This window comes from Candidatus Bathyarchaeota archaeon, assembly GCA_026014735.1.
Lineage (GTDB): Archaea > Thermoproteota > Bathyarchaeia > Bathyarchaeales > Bathycorpusculaceae > Bathycorpusculum.
The window spans coordinates 803,971-821,489 of the sequence record JAOZHT010000002.1 but is presented as its reverse complement, the minus strand read 5'-3'; the positions used below and the strand labels follow the sequence as shown (position 1 = coordinate 821,489).

The window sequence follows — 17,519 nt, the reverse complement described above, 5'->3', positions numbered from 1 at the left end:
ATGAGACGCCAAAGAGACTTTCGCATAAGGCAATTCCGCCGAATCTACGACCGGACGGAAGGTAAATTCACGTTTAACATTAGCTATGAAACTCACACTAAACCGACCCCTAGAAGCTTGGTTGTAGCAGAAGCCTTTGGATTGGGCATTGACGACGCTCAGCGGTTCAAGGTTCTGGATGCTGAGCTGAAGATTGGGCCACGAGACATCGTCTATATTACTGGAGATAGCGGCAGCGGAAAAAGTGTATTGCTACGTGCAATCAAGGCAGACTTGGGCGAGGAGGCTGTTGACCTATCAGATGTGGTTGTAGAGGCTGAAAAACCATTGATCGAAACTGTCGGAGGCACAGTCGAAGAAGGTTTAGAGCTGCTAAGCAAAGTCGGCTTAAACGATGCTTTTCTGTTCCTGCGCACATACAGCCAACTCAGCGACGGCCAACGGTACCGTTACCGAATTGCCAAACTAATCGAGAGCGGCAAGCAGTGGTGGCTCATGGATGAATTCGCCGCATGTCTGGACAGAGACACCGCTAAAATCATCGCCTACAACCTGCAAAAAATCGCCCGTCAACAAGGCAAAGCAGTCATAGCAGCGACAACCCATAGCGATCTCCAAGAGGACCTAAAACCTAGCGTTTTAGTCCGCAAACGGTTTGGGGAAGAAATCAAAATAGACTACTACCCAAACACTCCAGCGATCGAATGCAGCCTAATCCGAGAAATGCGGGTTGAAGAAGGTACTAGAGAAGACTGGCAAAAACTCAGCATCTTCCATTATCGCGGACATAAAGTTGCGGTTCCAAGAAAAATCTTTCGCCTAGTAAGATGCAATGAGCTATGCGGCGTCATAGTCTATAGTTACCCTCCACCAGCCTGTTATGGAAGACGAATGGTGCTGCCGAGAATGACTATTCAGGAAATGAATAAACAACTAAGCATAATCAACCGAGTGGTTATTCACCCAAAATACCGCACTGTAGGCTTAGGCGCCAAACTCATTCGTGAGACGATGCCGCTGGTCGGTCTCAGATATGTCGAGTTGATTGCCGTTATGGCGAAGTATAGTCCATTCGCTGAAAAGGCGGGCATGCAGAAAATAGCCCAACAGCAAACGGTAAAGGGCATTTCCAGTGTTTCTAAAGCGCTCTTAGAGTTAGGGTTTGATTCGCAACTTTTAGCCAGCGAACGGTATGTCATGGCAAAGCTTGAGAGCTTGCAACCGGCGCAGATCGATAAACTAAAAGAAGCTTTCATTAAAAACAGCCATACACGCTTTAGGAGGGAATTTGCGGCTAGCCGTCATCAGCCCTTTGGAAAAGTCGTCGATTATGTTAACTCTGTGCATAGAGCCGAATTGCCTGAATTGGGTAAACTAATAAAACTCGTGGGAATGCTAAATCAAACAAAAGTTTACCTTTTTTGGAGACGTCCTGATTAAGCTATAGTATTTGTGTTTTTCGATATATCTACATATCCTAATTGGCATAAAGCTTCATGAGCAATCTTTAGTGACTTAAAGGCCAATTCTTCAGAGAATTTGTATGTAGCTAGCAAATACTTAGGCGCTGACTCTGGTCGTTTTGTTAACCCTATTACTTTTCCTTTGTTCACCAAGTCATTTGCGAGGGGTTGGGAAAGGCTTTTAATCTCATCAAATTGAAAGTCCAAAGTATCTTTTCTTGCCGCCCATGAAAGATCAGGCAAATCGCCTAATTTACCATCGGCTACCGTTTTAAGTGCTTTAACAGTTTCCTTTCCCTTTACAGTATTTAGCTTATTACTAAACCTCTTTTCGATTTGCTGAGGTGCCAGCTTGGTTACTTTGCAAACCCATTTTTTAGCCTTGTCAGGATTTTCATAATAGCACTTCAACTGGCTATAGAGACTAAGCCAGTTGCCAGGATGCGCTGACATATTTCTCAAGTTGTTTAGGATACACAAGTTATCAGCAAGTGCCTTGTTAATCCATCGTTCTTCTGCTAATGCTATCGCTTCAAAAAGACCTAAACCACTTTTCCTTTTCGCGATTAACCGTTTCTTCTCTATTTCTAACTCTTGATCAAGCTTAATCAAAAGGGCATACTCAACAGCAAAAGAAGAATTCAAAATGCTATCTTCAAAAAAACCAGCTAAAAATTGCTGTTTTGCCCGTAGTAATTGTCCAACAGGTAAGTCTTTCCTGCTTAGTTGTGAATCCAATCTTTCTATACCGCTGGGTAATTCTGCTATGAATGAAACTCTTTTCAATCGCCTTTTTCTATTGCGTGCAAAATACTTTATTCTTTTAACTTCTGCCCTCGTGGACATAGCGCTTAGTATGTTTTCAAGAGTTTTTAAGACCTATCATCGACAAGATAAAAATAAAAAAATAAAGGATTAGTAGTCTTCTGGGAGCATTGCGGTGTATCTGCCAGTTTCGTTTTCGGCGATGAAGATACGTTGTTTTTGGCCATCAGGAAGTTCGATTCTGCCGCTGGCGAAGTAGTCGTCGGCAGGTTTTTTGCGGAAGATTATGGCTGCTTGGTTGAGTATGTCTTTGAGGTTTGGGATGTTGAGGGTGATTTCGACGTCGGGTTCTTTTGGGGGATTGAGGTAGCCTTTTTTGAGCAGGTTGGTGGTGACGTATTTGAGAAAGAAGGGTTTGGCGGGGTTTTTGGTTAAGATTCGATCTAGGTCGAATAGGATGCCGTCTTCTACTGCTTCTTGGCTAGTGTAGACGAAAACTAGGTCATTTAGTTTGGAGAAAGGTTCTTCGTGTTGGTTCATTGTTCATCGAAGAATTGTATCGTTTTTTGCATCTATTTTAAGACTGATTTAACCTATTTGGGGCATATTAGCCACCAAATACGTTTTTTGGACCTAAGAAATTATCTCTGCGATTTATCTTAAAAATTCTCAACTATTCAACCATTATCAGGAGGCTTTTTTGATGCTTTCACTTTATCAGTCTTCTTTTTTTGCCTAACATACTGATAATACACCAGGTCGAAAAGAGCTGACTTGAGCTTCTCTCTTAGTTTTTCGTTATCTACAATTCGTTTATAGAATTTCATATTGCTATTCAATAGCTTGGTCATTTCATCATCGAAATATCTGTTAAAAATGACCTTTACGTTTTCCTTGGAATTATGCTCAAGCTTCTTTTGTAAGTCCTTGTTTTTAAGCAGGTTTTCTTGGATGGTTCCCAGAAATACTCTGTCGTCTTCGTTGAAGTCTGTACCAAACGCATCATTAAGGGCACTGATTATTTTTGATAGTTTTTCTTTTATCTCAGGAGCGAATTTTCCAACGGTGGCAGAGATAGGCTTTAGTTCGCCATCAGAACTTAGCTTTATCTCTTTTTGCCCCTTGTTGACTATTTTATAGGATTCTATGTCAACGTCTTCTAGAACAGAGAAAGAGAGCGGATTGTTAATCGTGGGTAGCTTCTTCTGAAGGAACTTATTAAAGAGATACAGTTTCTCAAGGGCCAAGTCTGAGAAAGGAATAAGTTGCGACAAGAACCCGTACATGCTTTGATACCTGTTAAGGGTCTTCTTGAAGTCAACCTGATCCTTACCCCTCTTCTGTTTGAAAGATTCGACTATTGGATTTAGAATCGCATGTAGTTTAGGCTGGGAAACATTCCGTCTCCAGTTTGAAAAGAAGTTTTCGACATCCTTCATTTCAAATATTTGGTAATCAAGCAACTTATCCTGCAGTTCATAGAGCTTATGAGGGTCTGTAGCTTCCGAAAGATAAGTTACTTCATAGTATGGCTCGAACGACTTTTGAATTACCTCAGGTTTGTTAGCAAAATCTAAGACGAAGGTGTCACTTTTTCCCGGGTTGATTCGGTTTGCTCTACTCAGCGTCTGTACAGCAGTGATTCCATTAAGCATTTTATCAACATATAATGTATGAAGAAGAGGCTGGTCAAACCCTGTTTGGAACTTGTTCGCCACAATTAGGAGTTTATACTCGTCTGCCGAGAAAGCACTTTCTATAGTGGTCCTTGACGGCAGGTTGTTCATGGAGTCCTCTGTATACTCTTGCTCGTCATGCTTCACAACGCCAGTAAAAGCTACCAGCGCTTTTATTGGACAATTCTCCTCTTGTATGAGCTTGTCAAATGCTTTCTTGTAAAGAACCGCATGCAGTCTTGATCTGGTTACAATCATTGCCTTTGCTTTACCGTCTATCTTGTGAGCGCTTGAGTTCATGAAATGGTGTAGCATTATTTCGGTTTTTTTGGCGACTGCAACTGGGTTCTTTTCTACAAAATCTCTGAGAAGCTTCTTTGTTTTCTTCTCATCAAACTCCGGGTCATCTTTAATTTTCTTGAAGAGCTTGAAATAGGTCTCATAAGAGATGTAGTTTTGCAGAACATCCAGTATGAAGCCCTCCTCTATAGCTTGCTTCATAGTATAAAGGTGAAAAGGGAAAAGCTCCGGCTCTCCGTTTTCATTCAAGATTAGTTTGCCGTTCTTGTCAGCTTTGGGGCAACCGAACATCTCAAGTGTTTTGTTCTTTGGGGTAGCAGTGAATGCGAAAAAGCTAATGTTCTTCCTTGATTTTACCGCTTCTATTTCCTTTAGTAAATCCTCGTCTGACTTTTCCAAGTCGCCACTGTCCAATTTCTCAGCTTCATCCAAGCTGTTGGTCGTCAGAACACGCTTTAACGCCCTTGCATTAGCTCCTGCCTGCGAGGAATGGGCTTCATCGATTATAACGGCATACTTGCGATTTGGCAGTTCCTTAATTCCCTCAAGTATATGAGGAAATTTTTGGATAGTGGTAACAACTATATTATGTCCCATTTTTAGAGCTTCAAACAAGTCAGAGGAATGCTTCTTTTCGTCGATAACCTCAACCATTCCCTTAACTTTCTCAATCCCCTGCACTTGGTCTCTAAGTTGCTTATCTATGACCTTTCTGTCGGAAACAACAATGACCATATCATAGAGTCGGTTGTCTTCCTTGTCAAATTTGTTCACTAACCCGTGGGATAGCCAAGCGATGGTATTTGTCTTCCCGCTTCCCGCACTATGCTGAATTAGAAAATTCTGACCTATCTTTGGATCTTCTAAAAGCATGTTGACGCATTCAAACTGGTGATACCGGGGAAAAATGGGTTTTTCCTCACCCGTTTTAGCGTCTTTTTTCATGTAGATGAAATTAGAAATTAGTTTGGAGAGCTTGTTTATTTGAAGAATGTCGTTGTATAAATAGGCAGTCTTGTAATTGTCTGGCACCTCAGGGTTCTCCAAACCCTTGTTAAAGGGCAAGAACTCGGTCTTTGGCCCTGCAAGCTTTGTAGAGTAATATATTTTTTCGTCACTCATCGCAAAATGGACAAGCATTCTTTGAAATACTGTCTCCCTATGGTCTCTCGTTTCTTTATACTGTTTGATCGCTCTCTCCACACCTTGGGAGAATGTGTCCTTTAATTCTACAGAAAGAATAGGCAATCCATTAATGAAAAGTACTAGATCAATTCTGTTTCCCTTTTCTTTCTCTTGGTATTCAAGCTCATCAATAACCGAAAAGATGTTCTTATCGAACTTTTCAAACAGGTCGAGATTCTTGTTATTGTATGGCTTGGGGTAAAATAGTTTGAAGTCGCAGCCTGAGTCTTTGAATCCGCTCCTAAGAATATGAATCGTGCCCTTGCTGTCAAGCTCTTTAATAAGCCTAAAAAGGAATTTTTCTTCAGATTTACCGCCATATATTCTCTCGAATTTCATCCATTCTTTTTCTTGAGTGTCGTGAATAAATTTCAGAGTTAACTCTGGGTCGAGGCAAGAGTCCTTGTTAAAATTTAACGTAATTCTTTTCTGATAACCGGTTGAAACTAGGTGAGCAATAATGTCGTTTTGAAATCCTTTCTCGGAAGTATTGGGTGTCATGCTGTTGCCCCTTGAACGTTAACCTTTCCTGTAACCACATCATCGAGCAGAGATTCTCTATACTCATTCAACAATGCTATTGCTTTATTTAATTTATCAACTATTAGATTATAATGGTCGCTAATTTGACGTATTTTTTTAGCGATTTCTACTTGCTCTTCTCTTGGTGGTATGGGAAGATATATCTCGAAAAAATACTCGGGGTATAATCTCAGTCGTGAATCCCATATCCCTTTTGAGTTCGCTTTTACAATTGATATGAACTTTGGTGTTCTCACCAGCAGATCGCAGTAGGCAGGTAAAAGACTGTCATTTTTCATTCGATAAACGTTGTACGCTGGACTTACTATTCCCTTTTCTTTGGCGATTCCCATGGCACCCATCCATGCCCACATAGTGTTTATAACTAAATCATCTTTTTTGCATTTCTTGTAATTCTCAAAACTCTCTGCCAGAAACATAGTGACCTTCTTTTCTGACCTTCGAGTTACCCCAGTTATGTGAGAAACCGTTAACAATTCCTCATGACCATCGATAGACCTACTGTTAATCTCCGAAAACAGTAATTTTGCTTTAACTACTTTCCAATTTTCAGGTATACTTCCAATCCATACCACTCCTGAATCGATTAGCCTTGCTTGGGGGTCAAGCCCACTTGTTACTATGTGGTTTATTACAGCGATCCTTTTCTCATTTAGAAGCGAGATAAGCCGAGCATCTCTAGCGATGTTGTCGTCAATTTTTGTTGTTTGTAAATCAAGAAACCTCATGATATTGCGCTGCTCATCCTTAGAGGGTACCAGAAAAAAGGCGTTTAGAATCGGATAAGTGCTTATTCCGAAACGTGTTACCCCGTTGGCCTCAATTGTAAACTGATCGTTAATTTTTTTACTCTGAAACGACCTAAACAAGTAATCCCCTGTGATTTGCTTTTGGTCAGGCCTAACCAGCGCCAAATGGTACCCGCATACAACTTCTCGTAAATCTTCTGTAACCAATGCTGGGACTGCAATATCATCAGGCTCTTCGGAATCTTTTGTGATTATAACGTCATCTTTTCGCAGTCGAAGCTTGTTAATCTGTCCCAGAGATGCCGTTGCTTTCATGAATTTCAGTTTTGAGGTAATATGTTCATGCTTATACACGTCGTTATAATTGCACAGTAGTACCTCAGGCTCATTATCTCTAATTTTTTTGTCAACATTGCTAATCCTGACGTTTGAAATATGCTTCAGCCTTTTCACATGCCATTCTTGAGGTATCACATCAAACCATTCTATACCAGATTTCTTGTAGTTGGGATAAGGATTTAGTTTCATCGCCAGCCCCTGTCCTAAAACTCTTCATTCAAATGCTCTTGTATATCAGCAATAATTTGCTTGATTTCTTTATCTATTTCGTCCAGTGCTCTCGGGGCATTGTATTTATAGAAATATTTAGCAAAATTAATCTCATAGCCGATCTCATTTCTCGCTGTATCCATCCAAGCATCAGGATAGTAAGGTTTGACTTCTTTTTCGAAATATGCTTCTATGCTTTGCTTTAACGGAACCTTTTCTTGGTCGCGTAAGTTAGAGTCAGGCTGTCTTTTACCTTTGACAAGCACATATTCAGCGGTATCATCGTGCTCTGATAGGGCAATTATAATTGCAGTAATTAAATGAGAGTTTAAGTCAAATTCCTTGAGAACTGCTTTCACTTTTTCCTCAAACAGTCCCCAGGTTTTGTAAGTATTTGTACCTATTTTTCTCAGTGCAGCAATTATCGCTTTCTGGTGTTCCTTACCGCTCGTTTCCTCTTCAAGTTTTTGCTGAGCACTTTTACTGTTACTTTCAGCAAGCTTTGAAAAAGTTTGGATTGAATAAAGGTTTTCTAATCGTTCTTCTGATATACAGTAGTTAAGTCGCATAGGTCTCTCAACTACGACCCGTGTATAGCCAAATTCTTGATTATCCAGTATTTTGCTATTTTTACCATCAATAAAATCGGTGTAAAGAGAAATTATTCTATTGATATCATCTTCACCCACTTCATTTCTTTTATTGCCAAGGTTTCGTCTCATTCTTTTGAAAAATGAGGTAGCGTCGATAAGTTGAATTTTTCCAGTTCGCTCGACAGATTTTTGATTTGTTAAAATCCAAATATACGTGTTAATTCCGGTATTGTAAAACAATTGACTTGGAAGAGCAATTATTGCTTCAAGCCAATCGTTTTCTATTATCCATCTCCGGATGTTGCTCTCCCCGGAACCCACATCACCAGTGAACAATGGTGACCCGTTAGTAATCGCGGCGATACGTGATTTCTCCCCATTGATCTTCATTTTTGATATCATATGTTGAAGGAAAAGTAATTGACCGTCGTTGATTCTTGGTGTCCCAGCTCCGAATCTTCCTTCAAATCCTCTTTCCGTTTCTTTTAGGACGGGTTGCTCGTCCATCTCCCATTTCTTCCCGTATGGGGGGTTAGATATGATGTAGTCAAACTTCATTGTTGGAAATTGGTCTTTCGATAATGTACTTTTAGGGCCTTTAATGTTGTCGGAGTTCTCTCCCTTCATTAACATATCTGCCTTACAAATGGCGTAAATTTCGTCAAGAAGCTCCTGCCCAAATAGCGCAACATCCACGCTCTTATTCAACGAAAGAATATAGTTTTTAGCGCCAGTCAGCATTCCACCTGTACCGCATGCTGGGTCATAGACCGTTTTTACTAAGTTTTCACTTGTAAACTCGTCCTTATGCGGCTCGAACATCAGGTGGGTCATTAAATCTACAACTTCTCTTGGTGTGAAGTGGTCGCCTGCTTCTTCGTTTGATTGTTCTGAGAATTTTCTGACTAGTTCTTCAAATATCAGACCCATCTCTTGATTGGAAACCACATCTGGGTGCAAATCAACCTTTGTCTCGGAAAATTTCTTCACGAGTAAATACAAAAGGTCATTTTTAGATAATTGTGCGATGTGCCCTCTTATTTTAAATCCTGAATCGTCAAAAATATCTTGGACATTTTTACTAAAGCTGTCCAGATAATGAATGAGGTTTTGTTCGATATGCTCTGGGTCTTCAAGCAGTGTCTTAAAGTCATACTTTGAGTAGTTATAGAACGGGTGCTTAGATGTGGTTGTAAGCAGGTGTTCTAAGTTCTCAAACTCGTCCTTGTATTTATTGTAGGCTTGCAGGACATCGCTTTTAGTGTCAGCTAAGACACAGTCAAACCTCTTCAGCACAGTAAATGGGAGAATGACTTTTTGATACTCATTCCTCTTGTAAACGTGCCTGAGGAGGTCTGCAAGGTCCCAAATGAAGGTGACTTTCTCTTGGAAATTAGCCATATTAGCCCTATGGTATATACCGATGTAGATTTAACTATTTGCTGTCCGTTTTTTCGGAGATTAACCAATCTTGATAGTCTATTAGTCTGGAAGTTATCGATGATTCACAAGCTTTAAGTTACTGCAAAAATACATTAAAAGAAAAAATTAATAAGTGTTAGCTTTTAATTAAGGATAGACTTCTAATGTTAAAGACGATTGAAGACGAAGATGAGGTCGTCCGTTGGGCTTTTGCTGAAATAATAAATTATATGAAAACCAAGCATAGCAACTATTGGTTCAAGAAGAATTTTAAGCACTGGCATGTTCATAAAATTCTCTACAAGGTTTTTACCGAAACTGATATTCCGGTAACTATGAGTTGGTTTAGATATGGTTGCTTTGTTCACTCAACCCAATTAGCGGGGTTCCAAGACTTTAACGCTTTAAAAAACCGTTATTTAGCTAGTCCTAATCCGGAACGAATGCGTTCAAAAGTAGCAAAAATAGGTGTTGATATTAAACCAGCCATATCAACGATTAAGGAAGTAATTGATGAATTACCTCCGACAATGGATATCTACTTAGATTCTCTGTATGAAGATGCACCAAATAACTTAAGCGAAGTATACATATCCAAATTAGAGCTTTATAGAAAGCTCTCCAAGCCAAACCGCTACCCCTTTTCGGCATATGATAAATATCATAGCTGGTTGCAAGAAACAAGGAACCAAATATCGGTTTTTCAAATGGCGGCCTTTTCTCGGGAAGAATTTGAGGACTTAAACGATTTAGTAATCGATTACTTTTCAAGCTTGGAAGAAGCCCTCTTGAAAATCGATGCTATAAGTGGTCGTCAAGACAAAGTAATGAAAAAATGGTCCAATTGGATTTTTGAATCGGGCAATTTCTTTGATTGCTACATTTGGTTTCCATTTGCGATAGAAATTTCGGCTGAAACAGTAACTGGCCTTAGGAGAGTAGAAGAGAAAGCGAAACGCTTACGTAAAAAACCCTATCAAATTGTTGAATCCAAAGGTAAAGTCAATGAATACAAGAAAGCCATCCATGATGACAATTTAGATTTACCCTACAGTACATACTTCGCCAAAACTCATTCTACGACAAACAAGCGGATTATCGATTCAGTTTCTGAGATTGAAAGAATTTACGAAAAGAACCCACAGTGAACCGATGACTCGCTTCTTTATCGATAGTTGCATCTTTTTTGCGTTTGCCTACCCGGGGAAATGGACAGAACAAAGCAAGAGATTCTTTGGAAACGGGTATCATAAATATACAGGTCATCGTGTCAATGGGGAAATTGAAAGACGTCTTGCTAGGCGTAGGGAGCTTTATGTCAAAATGGCAAAGTTCCTGAAAGCTGGTGGTAAGCCTACAGACTTTGATACTGGTAGTACTAACAAGAATGACAGAAAACATTTTCAGGATTTGCTCTTAGACTTAGCGAAGCTAAAACCAACAGAAGTTTTAACTTATATGCGAGATAAAGATGCCCTGACTAGGAAGGGCCTTGCTGTTGCGTTTGGCTACGTTCAAAAACCCCTAATACCAATGTCAACAGATGTGATGTGTGAAGATATTGTTCAAGTCTCAGTAGACAATCGAGATGACGCCAAAATATTTGTTGACGCATATAATTGGGCTGAAACAAATGGGAAAGCAACCTTTGCAACATTAGATTTCCACGATTTCATAAGAAATCGTTCCCAGATTCACAAATCAGTTTGCCGCTATAAATCGCTAGCTTGCGTTGATGACTTACCGATAAAAATTTCACACCTCGGTGAAGTAGTTTAGCGTATTTTTAGTTTTTTGAGCTTCAAGCATAAGAGCATCTAGCATATTAGCAGTTAGTCGTTTTAGAGGCGCTCCAATTTTTTGCCGCTTCTTCTATGTACTCTTTGATTTCTTGAAGGAGACTTGATGAATATATTTGAAGATTAATTTTCATGGTTTTATCCTGAAATTGCACGATTAATGCTGAACCCTTGATTTGCGCTTTCTTAAAATTCTTTAAATGGTACAAAGCAGGGGGGCTGCCTTCAAGGTGGCCTGTTGGGTGAAAGCATAAAATGAGCCGATGGCTCGTTAGCCATCCAGAACCATTAGATAGTTTGAAAGTCAGAAATAGTGTCTCATTGGGTAAAAACAAGATTTCCATTGCTTAACACTGTTCAGAGCTTAAACCATCTGGTCTTCGTTTTCCAGTTTCTTTTTCTTCCTTTTCACTAATAGTTGCTGGGACAGCTGCTCGCTGTCAGTTTTTTGCTCCTTTTCATTGTCCTCAATCGCTAAGTCCTGCATAGGTAGCTTTTCTTGAATTATACAATCAACGCCCGTGCAAATTCCGCTATAGACATCGTTTATTTGCGATTGCAGCTTCTTTCTTTCCTTCCACAGTCTTGCATGCGCTCTTTCCTCGTTATCCTGTAAGTCAGCTGACTTCTGATAGACATCATGCAATTTTTCTACAGTTGAAGCAAACTCTGTGCTCCTAATGTAATCGTATAATTTTGACTCTTTGCTTTCCCGGTCTTTTTTGCTCTCTGACTGCTTTGAGATTTCTATGATAGCCCTGCGTATTTGCTTAACCACATCGACCAGTATGCATGGATGGCACAGCAGAACGCCGTCCTTCTCGCCGAACAAGCCGTTCTTTACATCTTTTTTAGGCAAGTTGCTGGAAACTATTATAACGTATTCAGTGCCGTGAACTTCCTTGTATTTTTTGGCCTTCTCGATATCTTTAGCAGTTACGCTTTCAGCCTGTTTATTGTCATAGACGATTGGCATCTCCAATGAAGCCGATTGTGTTCTTATTTTTTGTACAATATCGCCCATTGAGGTACCTCTTTTTTGTCGAGTGAAGAAATCTTGATCAAAAGCCTGTGTCAAATTGATGTAAAGGTCTATTTCTCCAACTTCACCCTTGAGTTCTGATTGGCTCTGCTGTAATTGCTTTCTTAGTTCATCAGTCTCTTGTTTAGCCCGCTTGAGGAGTAGGTCCCTTTCATTGACATCGTTCTGAAGTTTTTTGCGGTCGATATCAGCATCTGCTTTGCCTTTCTCGAATGCTATTTTTTCGAGTCTTGTTTGCTCTCGCTTAAGACTGCTAAGAAGCTTTTCTTTTTCTTGAATTTCTTTTTTACAGTCAGCTCTAATTTTCTTCTCTAATTCCACAAAGTTCTTCTGATTTTGCTTCCCTAGGCTATCGTAGGTCTTTTTCAATTCGTCTAGCTGTCGTTTGTAGCTACCTTCCATTTCAATTTTTAGGGTTTTTGATTGCTCCGAAAATGCAGTTTTCAAGTTATCGATTTCTTGCCTGTGAGATTTGTTAATCTGTTCTACTCTTTGGTCAAATTCTTGTTTAGCCTTCTTGTTCTCTTCACCATAAGTTTCTGAGACCTTCTTTCTTAACTCGGCGATTGCTTTATTGTATTCGTCACTTTCAAGAGAAGAATGACAAAGAGGACAAGTATACTCGGGAGGATTACTATTCAAAGCATATATCTCCAATAGACTGCAAATTGATTAGCGATAAGCTGGAATTGTATTGAACTTAACTTAAGCTTTATGAACGATTGCTAACTTTATTCAACCGTTATTTTCACTCGCCTCTCCCCTGTCTTGGAAGTACGAATTGACATATTGTTTTAAAAGCTAATCTTTTCCAAGATTACTAACCTGGAGAGCTGACAAGTGAAGACTCTGAAAATATCAGATCAATTTCATTCGGAATTAACAGCTATTGTTGGGCAATTAACTGCTAAATCAGGTGAAATCAAAACCTATGAAGATGCAATAGAAGCACTGCTACATCAGTCAGTGGTTATGCCGTTTGAACTGGTCCAAGAAATTGAGGTGTTCATAGCTAATAACAAGCAGTTAGGTTATTCTACTAAAGAAGAATTTCTAAGAGAAGCAGCCCGCTGGCTGATGAACCAGTTATCAAAAGAACAGTTTAAGGCCGCTGCTCAAACTACTGGTAAGCAAACGCAAACGGGAGCTGAGACGTATGGTTAAGCTCGGATTCTACATTGTTAAGAAGCATGGAAAGAAGGGGGCTCGTGAATATGAAGAAGTATGTATGCGTTTTCCTAAAGAGCTCCATGAGTTTTTGCGGTGTCTGCGTCATCGGCAACTTGAGATTAAAGCAACTAGAGAAGGAAACATAACCCACATCATGTTAATCGATAAGCAGCCTCAATGAGGCGCCCCGCCACACTTACCCTTTTGACCTGATATCCCGTTTCCTAGTATAGAAAAGTACCCGTCAAAACGTTTCTAGTCTAGAAATGCACCAATTAGACTTCGGCAAAATTCATTCTAAAGCTATCGGTGTCTTGTTATTTTTTACATAGACCTAGCAAAGTTGCTATTTAAAGGCGCCTTCTTGAATTTTACCTCAGGGCATTTCTAGACTAGAATTATTTTGCCTCAGACAAAACGACTTAAAATGCATGGGTTAATGTGATAGCCTAGTTCCGACGCCATCTATATTCCTTCCAAAGCTTTAGGGGGAGTAGTGAACTTTGGCGCGGAAGAAAAGTAAGGGTACACCGCTTAAGGTGTTTAGTGGAAAAGAGGCAACCCTAAACCGCGTCATACTGCTGATTCTTTTCTCGGGGCAGCTTTTAGCAAAATATGACTTGTTTCTGATAGTTAAGAGTGCGAAGGGTTTTAGGAATAAAGACGTTAAGACGATCTACAGACGGGTAGATGTGCTCGAAAGGGGTGGATGGATCGCCAAAGAGGGCGAAAAAGTCACTAAGCCCGGGTGGCCTTCAGAACTATACAAAATTACCCTTAAAGGAAAAGCCGCTTTGAAACTTGACCAGAAGAACATTGAAGAGTTTCTTGAGAACGCCACGGATGAGCAGCTTGCAGAGTTAATCGATTTGCTTTCCTGATTTTAGAGTGCTTTTTCGTAGATGAAGACGTAATATGTTTGGTTGTTTTGTGTGTGTTTGATAAATGCTGAGAATCCGTTTCTGTTCATGCCGTCTATGAATATTAGGCGTCGTTTGTTTGGTTCCATGCCGGTGACTTCGATGCATTCGGTTATTGGTTTCTCTTTTTTTTCGCTAATCTTAATCGCCTCGCCCGCTTTTTAGCGGTTTGTTAATACTTTCATTATTTTCATTATTTATATTATTTCCATTTCATTAACAATTAATATTGATTTTCATAAGTACAACGTGTGGTCTATTTGAAAATTCTAGCCGTGACCAATTTAACAAGCAGGTTCCAAACAACAGTTCCTAGCGAAGTAAGGGATAAACTTCAATTAACAGAAACAGACAGAGTTGTTTGGGTTTTAGACGGGGACAAAATCACTCTACAGAAGGCCTAATGGCTCACTTTTCGGAACCAATCCAAGGTAGCCTCCTTAACTGCTGTTTATATGTACGTTTTTTGACACTTGGCTTTGCGGCGCTTACAAAGCCATCATGGCTTTGCAGTGATAGATGCTTTTTATGCCTAGCCTGCAAGACGGTTTAGGTGACAATAAGTTGGTAAATTTAATTGAGGACTGGGATGTCCTTGAGGAATATGCTGGGGAAAAATTGGGTTTCTACCAGCTGCTTAGCAACGATGGAATCATTGAGATAAGAGTTCAAACCGGACGGATCGGCTTCAAAAAAGAGTTCACGGCTGGCAATGACCCGTTGCTAACTAAAATTTTGGATTTCTGCAAAAAACGCCGCTATATCCAAATCAGCGAAAACATGCGAGACGACCAATTCTTCAAGTAGGAAGCGGAGACCTTGAGGAGAAGGCTGAATCGCAAACGTTGCATTGTCTGCGGAAACCCAACTGCGGGTTTCTGTGGCTATGTTTTCTATGAGAGCGGCAGAACACAGCTCTCTGCTCCATTTTGCCAAGAACACTTAGAGAAGGCGCCGCAGTATGCAGTACCAGTCTTTGAGAACCAGGCAGCCCTCGACATATTCCAAAAAATGTTCCCAGTAACCTATCTGCAGGACGTCAAAGGCAAACCTATCCTCTTTTTTGGCAACCACAAAACTGTAAGTCTAAACTAGGCGGTGGGAGGGAATGGCTGAACTTACATCTAAGCCTTCTCCAGACGGCATATTTGGCACTAAAGCCGGTTCCAAATCTCGTAAGTCAGAGTCAGCAGACGGCTCTGCCGGCAGCAGCCCCCTAAACCCAACTTGCCCCAAATGTGGACCTAAAACTACGACTGTTTGGCGCGATGGAACCTACTCGCCGATGTTTGGAGAGCCTATCCAGCGTTGGCTTTGTCGTCGATGTGGTTTGCGTTTTAGTGATCCTGTAGGCGTTGAAACGGCAAAAAACCTGTTGAAAGATGACCTATCTATTGAAACGAAGAAATTAAAAAGCGATCTGGACATACTACCTTCTCGCCAAATATGCGCAGAGGAAGCGAAAAACTTGGTTGCAGAAATACAGCAAACTGTAATTCTGCGGAAAGAAACCTTTGACATCAACACAACACTTGCCAAATACGAGTGGTATCTACAGAAGGAAGGCTATCGACCATCAACAATACATGGACGCACAAGACTGCTAAAGATTCTTTGGCGACGCGAAGCAGACTTTTACGACCCAGAATCGGTGAAGACAATTATTTCAAAACAGAAATGGTGCGAAGGCAGAAAAGGCAATGCAGTCGACGCTTACAGCAATTATTTAACAATGGTTGGCGGAACATGGACAAGACCAATCTATACTGGCATTGCAAAGATACCGTTTGTTCCCAAAGAAACCGAAATCGATCAACTGATAGCAGGTTGCAGCCTTAAAGTCGGCGTATTCTTGCAGCTACTAAAAGAGACACGTGCTCGACCCGGGGAAATCTGGCATTGCGATGAGGACTATTTCGACTTTGAAACCAACACCGTAAACATTACGCCTGAAAAAAACAGTAACCCAAGAATCTTTAACATGAGCCAAAAGCTAGTTGGAATGCTACATAACCTACCACGATCATACGGAAAATACTATTTTGCCCCGCCAGAGATGGACCTTGATAGTTTCAGAATTAACTTTGAACGACAACGCACAAGCTTAGCCGCTAAACTCAATAATCCACGGCTAAAAAGAATCATGTTTAAGACGTTGCGAACTTGGGGTGGCACAATGGATTATCACCGCACCAAAGACGTAATCTACGTGATGAAACGGCTTGGCCACAAAAACATCAAAAATACGCTGATTTACATTCAACTCGAAGAGGCACTTTTCAAAGACGAAATAGACTACATCTCTAAGGTGGCAAAGACTGAGGCTGAAGCATGCGTTCTAATCGAGGCTGGCTTTGATTTCGTATGCGATTTTGACGGGCATAAACTGTTTAGGAAAAGGAAGTGCTAAAGAAATGACTACAAAAACTCAAAGACAAGACGCCCTACGAGAATACGGTAAAACACGAAATATAGTTCTGCTGCAGAAACGGCTCAGACACAAGAACATTAAATCAACGCTTAATTTACTGGTGCGGTCTGGTGCTCTTGAAAATGCTGGAGGACTTGTTTAGTGTTGTTTTCTAGGGTTATCGCCATTTGGACAAACCCCCTTCTATTTTCAACATTATGGTGCAGGGGGTGGGATTCGAACCCACGAACGCCTACGCGATAGGGTCCTAAGCCCTACTCCGTTGACCTGGCTTGGAGACCCCTGCACTTGTATGCGCGTATGGAGATAGTTCTGCCTCCTTTAATATTTATTTGCCGCCCCAACCCGCGGTTTAAAGCCTATATCTGATTGTTTTGCCGTTGAGATGAGGCATGTTGACCGCAAGCATTTTATTTATTATCGCATTTGTGTTGGGGGCAGAGACATAATTCGCCTTCGTAGCCTAGCCCGGTGGGGCGTTACCTTGGTAAGGTAATGGTCGCGGGTCCAAATCCCGCCGAAGGCTCCAACTCACCTCCGCCTGCTTTTCAAACCTCAACTGAAGCAGTATCTTCTATGCACATCTTCATATCTGGGTCATGGCCACCAAAAGAAAGAAAAATAGCCCCCAAAGAAAAGGCAATCAGTTGGAGCCGCAAAAACAGGAAGGGGTTTGCCCTTTACTGGACCAGTTCTACTCTGCGTTTGCCCCGCGCCATCGAGGAAGTGCGGACTTTACCGCTGACTTCCAAGTCCATAAGTAACTCGTTGAAGTCCTTAAAGCCCAGGTCCTCGTATTCGTCTTTGATTTGCTCGTAGAGGTCGTCGTCGGTCATGTCTCCTTTTTTCTGGAGAACCTCCAGTATATAGGAGAATGCTGGGCGGGTTTTCCATGTTTTCATCTGTGGCATC

18 protein-coding genes and 2 tRNA genes are annotated in these 17,519 nt (G+C 40.8%); 10 read left to right on the top strand and 10 right to left on the bottom strand.

Features of this window, described 5'->3' with window-relative positions; all coding sequences use genetic code 11:
* Positions 1-1,440 (top strand): hypothetical protein, encoded by a 1,440-nt coding sequence (locus tag NWE93_10135; GenBank protein MCW4000586.1) that lies wholly within the window; start codon positions 1-3, stop codon positions 1,438-1,440.
* On the opposite strand, the gene NWE93_10130 is transcribed toward NWE93_10135, so the two are convergent.
* From NWE93_10130 to NWE93_10110, 5 genes are all read right to left on the bottom strand, one after another.
* Positions 1,437-2,201 carry a hypothetical protein gene (locus NWE93_10130; GenBank protein ID MCW4000585.1) on the bottom strand — a complete coding sequence of 255 codons (765 nt, stop codon included), beginning with the start codon at positions 2,199-2,201 and terminating at the stop codon, positions 1,437-1,439. The two genes, NWE93_10135 and NWE93_10130, sit on opposite strands and share 4 nt — an antisense overlap.
* 177 nt (positions 2,202-2,378) lie before the next feature.
* Positions 2,379-2,768 carry a hypothetical protein gene (locus tag NWE93_10125; GenBank protein MCW4000584.1) on the bottom strand — a complete coding sequence of 130 codons (390 nt, stop codon included), beginning with the start codon at positions 2,766-2,768 and terminating at the stop codon, positions 2,379-2,381.
* 137 nt (positions 2,769-2,905) lie between these two features.
* Positions 2,906-5,890 (bottom strand): DEAD/DEAH box helicase family protein, encoded by a 2,985-nt coding sequence (locus NWE93_10120; protein ID MCW4000583.1) that lies wholly within the window; start codon positions 5,888-5,890, stop codon positions 2,906-2,908.
* The gene (locus NWE93_10115; GenBank protein MCW4000582.1) at positions 5,887-7,209 is read right to left on the bottom strand and encodes a restriction endonuclease subunit S; all 1,323 of its coding nucleotides are present in this window, start codon (positions 7,207-7,209) and stop codon (positions 5,887-5,889) included. Before NWE93_10115 ends, NWE93_10120 begins: the two co-directional genes overlap by 4 nt.
* Before the next feature lie 14 nt (positions 7,210-7,223).
* Positions 7,224-9,224: a type I restriction-modification system subunit M gene (locus NWE93_10110; GenBank protein MCW4000581.1), complete on the bottom strand. Its 2,001-nt coding sequence runs from the start codon at positions 9,222-9,224 to the stop codon at positions 7,224-7,226.
* A gap of 185 nt (positions 9,225-9,409) precedes the next feature.
* Here NWE93_10110 and NWE93_10105 point away from each other — a divergent pair, with 185 nt between their 5' ends.
* Together NWE93_10105 and NWE93_10100 are read left to right on the top strand one after the other, a co-directional pair.
* Complete coding sequence (locus NWE93_10105; GenBank protein MCW4000580.1) at positions 9,410-10,393, top strand: hypothetical protein; 984 nt, start codon at positions 9,410-9,412, stop codon at positions 10,391-10,393.
* 4 nt (positions 10,394-10,397) lie between these two features.
* The gene (locus NWE93_10100; GenBank protein MCW4000579.1) at positions 10,398-11,024 is read left to right on the top strand and encodes a hypothetical protein; all 627 of its coding nucleotides are present in this window, start codon (positions 10,398-10,400) and stop codon (positions 11,022-11,024) included.
* Positions 11,025-11,070: 46 nt separating this feature from the next.
* On the opposite strand, the gene NWE93_10095 is transcribed toward NWE93_10100, so the two are convergent.
* Both NWE93_10095 and NWE93_10090 read right to left on the bottom strand, forming a co-directional pair.
* Complete coding sequence (locus tag NWE93_10095) at positions 11,071-11,388, bottom strand: hypothetical protein (protein MCW4000578.1); 318 nt, start codon at positions 11,386-11,388, stop codon at positions 11,071-11,073.
* A 20-nt stretch (positions 11,389-11,408) separates the two neighbouring features.
* Positions 11,409-12,728 carry a DUF2130 domain-containing protein gene (locus NWE93_10090; protein ID MCW4000577.1) on the bottom strand — a complete coding sequence of 440 codons (1,320 nt, stop codon included), beginning with the start codon at positions 12,726-12,728 and terminating at the stop codon, positions 11,409-11,411.
* 198 nt (positions 12,729-12,926) lie between these two features.
* Here NWE93_10090 and NWE93_10085 point away from each other — a divergent pair, with 198 nt between their 5' ends.
* From NWE93_10085 to NWE93_10075, 3 genes are all read left to right on the top strand, one after another.
* Positions 12,927-13,250 carry a ribbon-helix-helix domain-containing protein gene (locus NWE93_10085; GenBank protein ID MCW4000576.1) on the top strand — a complete coding sequence of 108 codons (324 nt, stop codon included), beginning with the start codon at positions 12,927-12,929 and terminating at the stop codon, positions 13,248-13,250.
* Positions 13,243-13,437, top strand: a complete 195-nt coding sequence (locus NWE93_10080; protein MCW4000575.1) for a hypothetical protein — start codon at positions 13,243-13,245, stop codon at positions 13,435-13,437. Before NWE93_10085 ends, NWE93_10080 begins: the two co-directional genes overlap by 8 nt.
* 322 nt (positions 13,438-13,759) lie before the next feature.
* Entirely contained in the window at positions 13,760-14,137 is a 378-nt protein-coding gene (locus NWE93_10075) for a hypothetical protein (GenBank protein MCW4000574.1), read from the top strand.
* A gap of 2 nt (positions 14,138-14,139) precedes the next feature.
* Here the strand turns inward: NWE93_10075 and NWE93_10070 are convergent, their stop codons facing one another.
* Positions 14,140-14,265 (bottom strand): hypothetical protein, encoded by a 126-nt coding sequence (locus NWE93_10070; protein MCW4000573.1) that lies wholly within the window; start codon positions 14,263-14,265, stop codon positions 14,140-14,142.
* Positions 14,266-14,740: 475 nt separating this feature from the next.
* Between NWE93_10070 and NWE93_10065 the strand changes: the two genes are divergently transcribed.
* The 3 genes from NWE93_10065 (at position 14,741) to NWE93_10055 (ending at position 16,586) form a co-directional block, all read left to right on the top strand.
* The gene (locus NWE93_10065) at positions 14,741-14,983 is read left to right on the top strand and encodes a hypothetical protein (GenBank protein MCW4000572.1); all 243 of its coding nucleotides are present in this window, start codon (positions 14,741-14,743) and stop codon (positions 14,981-14,983) included.
* A 12-nt stretch (positions 14,984-14,995) separates the two neighbouring features.
* Positions 14,996-15,271, top strand: coding sequence for a hypothetical protein (locus NWE93_10060; GenBank protein MCW4000571.1), 276 nt, complete (start codon positions 14,996-14,998; stop codon positions 15,269-15,271).
* Between the two features lie 373 nt (positions 15,272-15,644).
* On the top strand, positions 15,645-16,586 hold the full coding sequence (locus NWE93_10055) for a site-specific integrase (GenBank protein MCW4000570.1): 942 nt from the start codon (positions 15,645-15,647) through the stop codon (positions 16,584-16,586).
* Positions 16,587-16,805: 219 nt separating this feature from the next.
* Here the strand turns inward: NWE93_10055 and NWE93_10050 are convergent.
* Positions 16,806-16,893, bottom strand: a tRNA-Leu gene (locus NWE93_10050).
* Positions 16,894-17,059: 166 nt separating this feature from the next.
* On the opposite strand from NWE93_10050, the gene NWE93_10045 reads away from it, so the two are divergent.
* Positions 17,060-17,136: transfer RNA gene (locus tag NWE93_10045), tRNA-Thr, on the top strand.
* 151 nt (positions 17,137-17,287) lie between these two features.
* Here the strand turns inward: NWE93_10045 and NWE93_10040 are convergent.
* Positions 17,288-17,518, bottom strand: a complete 231-nt coding sequence (locus NWE93_10040) for a hypothetical protein (protein MCW4000569.1) — start codon at positions 17,516-17,518, stop codon at positions 17,288-17,290.
* Position 17,519: the final 1 nt, after the last annotated feature.

Coding starts and splice junctions, on each gene's coding strand:
- NWE93_10135 (MCW4000586.1), top strand. CDS start 1: ATGAGACGCCAAAGAGACTTTCGCATAAGGCAATTCCGCCGAATCTAC.
- NWE93_10125 (MCW4000584.1), bottom strand. CDS start 2,768: ATGAACCAACACGAAGAACCTTTCTCCAAACTAAATGACCTAGTTTTC.
- NWE93_10120 (MCW4000583.1), bottom strand. CDS start 5,890: ATGACACCCAATACTTCCGAGAAAGGATTTCAAAACGACATTATTGCT.
- NWE93_10115 (MCW4000582.1), bottom strand. CDS start 7,209: ATGAAACTAAATCCTTATCCCAACTACAAGAAATCTGGTATAGAATGG.
- NWE93_10110 (MCW4000581.1), bottom strand. CDS start 9,224: ATGGCTAATTTCCAAGAGAAAGTCACCTTCATTTGGGACCTTGCAGAC.
- NWE93_10105 (MCW4000580.1), top strand. CDS start 9,410: ATGTTAAAGACGATTGAAGACGAAGATGAGGTCGTCCGTTGGGCTTTT.
- NWE93_10100 (MCW4000579.1), top strand. CDS start 10,398: ATGACTCGCTTCTTTATCGATAGTTGCATCTTTTTTGCGTTTGCCTAC.
- NWE93_10095 (MCW4000578.1), bottom strand. CDS start 11,388: ATGGAAATCTTGTTTTTACCCAATGAGACACTATTTCTGACTTTCAAA.
- NWE93_10080 (MCW4000575.1), top strand. CDS start 13,243: ATGGTTAAGCTCGGATTCTACATTGTTAAGAAGCATGGAAAGAAGGGG.
- NWE93_10070 (MCW4000573.1), bottom strand. CDS start 14,265: ATGGAACCAAACAAACGACGCCTAATATTCATAGACGGCATGAACAGA.
- NWE93_10040 (MCW4000569.1), bottom strand. CDS start 17,518: ATGCCACAGATGAAAACATGGAAAACCCGCCCAGCATTCTCCTATATA.